General features: G+C 30.7%; 2 protein-coding genes. Both read left to right on the plus strand.

Annotation, left to right across the window (positions count from 1 at the left end; all coding sequences use genetic code 11):
• Positions 1 to 438 precede the first annotated feature (438 nt).
• A complete protein-coding gene (locus DET49_RS18280; protein WP_133550289.1) occupies positions 439 to 1,134 on the plus strand; it encodes a hypothetical protein in 696 nt (231 codons plus the stop codon).
• Positions 1,131 to 2,589 (plus strand): carboxypeptidase-like regulatory domain-containing protein (locus DET49_RS18285; RefSeq protein ID WP_166636621.1); only part of this gene is annotated, 1,459 nt, incomplete at its 3' end. The genes DET49_RS18280 and DET49_RS18285, both read left to right, overlap by 4 nt.

Raw genomic sequence — 2,589 nt, forward strand, 5'->3', positions numbered from 1 at the left:
TAAACTTGGATGTGAATTTTCTTCGTGTCATAATACAGTAAAATTAAGGTTATTTTTGAACTTAACTTACTGTCCTAATTTTTGGGGGATGATCATTGTTCAGGTAGAACTGTATCTATTTTTATATATTTTTTCTGGTAGAATTCATTGGATTGCCATTATTTTATAGAGATTTACCTTGTCTTTGAAAGGGGTTAAATAGAGTTTGGCTAATTGATTGACTTCCTTAGCCATGTGATCAGAAATTAAATCTGCAGTAATGGATTCGTTATCAATAGTTAGTCCGGTCTTATTTTTCTTAAATAATAATGATTAAAATTAATTTCTTTAAAAATCAAATAATGATATTCATTTTTCTATTTTTATAAAATAAATTCAGAATATTCATCTAATAATTACTGAATGATTAAAAATTGCTTCTTATTCTTTCTAGGATACATGCTAGCTCTCTTATCTTTTTCTAAGGGTTATTCACAAGAAAAATTTTATTCTTGGTATGATGAGCAAACTGGAATTGAAAATTCTAATTTATTTAAAGGTATAGAATATATTGAGACCCATCGAGTTATAAACGAATTGGACCAATTTTTTGGATCTCGCGATTTTCGGGAAGCAACTATTACCTATAACGGCCAGACTTTTTATAACGTGCCGATTAAGTATAACATATATAAGGATGTAGTTATAGTAAATCCTCAGTACAACCAAAAGAGTTCTATTTTTCAATTGGTTGACAACAGAGTGCAAGAATTTACTATAAACGAACATCAGTTTATTTATCTAAATGCTCTTAACAATCCCAAAATTTCGGGTTTCTTTGAAATATTAGCTGATGAAAATAAATTGAAAATTTATAAAAAGCATAAGATGAAAATGAAGGAACTTCGAGATAGACAGGTTGTTTATCACGAGTTTGAAAAGGCTAAGGCGGCATATTATTTCGAATTTCAGAATGAAGTTTTTGAATTAGAAAACAAAAGAAATCTTTATGGTTTTTTTCCTGATTTAAAAAATGAAATAAGGGATTTTTATAGAAATAACCGGTCGATACGCCAAGATAATTCAGATAATTTCATGAAAAATCTAGCTACTAAAATAAATTCCATAATTTCAAACACGAAATTTAAAGAATGAGAATACTAATACTACTGTTATTTTTAATTTTTTTCCATATAACTTTTGCTCAATCAGACAATAGCCGTGTTTCCATAGAGGTAAAAAGTAAAACTATTCCAGAAATATTAATTGCATTAGAGAAAAACTCGGACTATAAAATATTTTTTAATGAAGATTGGTTTGATTTTACTAAATTAAACGGTCACTATAGTGGAAATTTTGAAAAAGTTCTAAGCGATATCCTAAAAGGAACAAATATTAATTACTTTTTTAAAGATGATCGGATTATTCTAACTCGCGGTAGCCTTATCTATAATCGACTTCCCAAAGGATTTTTAGCCTTAGGAAATGAAGATAATCAAATCGCTAAAGAAGAGAATATAAAAATACCGGATCCGATTTTTTATAGTAACAATAATTTGGAGAATGAAGTTATTGAAACGATATTAATAGGAAAAGAAAACCCTGGAGATAATCAAAATACCTACAAGATTTCAGGAAGGGTAATGTCAGCAAAAGGGGAACCTATTTCCGGTTTAAATATTTTGGTCTCTAAAAAAAATATAGGAACGGTAACAGACCTCCATGGGTATTATCAGATTGCATTACCAAAAGGTGTAAATATCATTGAAACTCAAGCTTTAGGAGTGGATAAGGTGAAAAAACGACTTGTCGTTTATAACGAGGGGAAATTAAATTTTGAGTTAAAACAAAGTTTTGAAGAACTGAATGAAGTTTTGGTGAATGCCAATGCTAGAGATAATATTAGAAACGCCTTAACAGGTGTGGAAAAAATTAATGTAGCAGAAATTAAAACTATCCCACTAGTTTTGGGAGAACGTGATATTTTAAAAGTTGCAACTACCTTGCCTGGTATTTCCACCGCGGGGGAAGGAGCTAGCGGTTATAATGTAAGAGGAGGAAAGACCGATCAGAATTTAATTTTACTCGACGGAGCTGTCATTTATAACCCTTCTCACTTTTTTGGGATATTTTCTGGTTTAAATCCCTTTACCACTGGGAATGTTAATATTTATAAGGGAAGTATACCTGCTGAATATGGCGGAAGGTTATCTTCAGTTTTCGATATTACTACTAAGAATGCAAATAAGGAGAAGTTTGCTGGTGAAGTTTCTATCGGTCCTGTGACCGGAAATCTAACTCTTGAAATTCCAATTATTCAGGGAAAATCTAGCCTTATAGTTGGTGGCCGGGGAACATATTCTGATTGGATCCTAAATTTGACGGGTGAGGATTTTTTGCAAAATAGTCAGGCTTCCTTTTATGATGGTGTGGCCAAATACAATCATAATTTTGATAATAATGATGAATTGAATGTGACCGGATATTATAGTAACGATATTTTCAGTGTTACTTCGGGCCTGCTGATTTTCTATTTTCACCTATATAACGATTTAAATTACAGGTTTTTATGTTTATTTTTTAGTTGGAATTTATTGTATAAGTGCAGTG

The sequence above is a fragment of the Salegentibacter sp. 24 genome (genome assembly GCF_004362395.1).
Classification (GTDB): domain Bacteria; phylum Bacteroidota; class Bacteroidia; order Flavobacteriales; family Flavobacteriaceae; genus Salegentibacter.

Bases quoted from the DNA above. Each gene is read 5' to 3' on its own strand.
- DET49_RS18280 (WP_133550289.1), top strand. From the start codon at position 439: ATGCTAGCTCTCTTATCTTTTTCTAAGGGTTATTCACAAGAAAAATTT.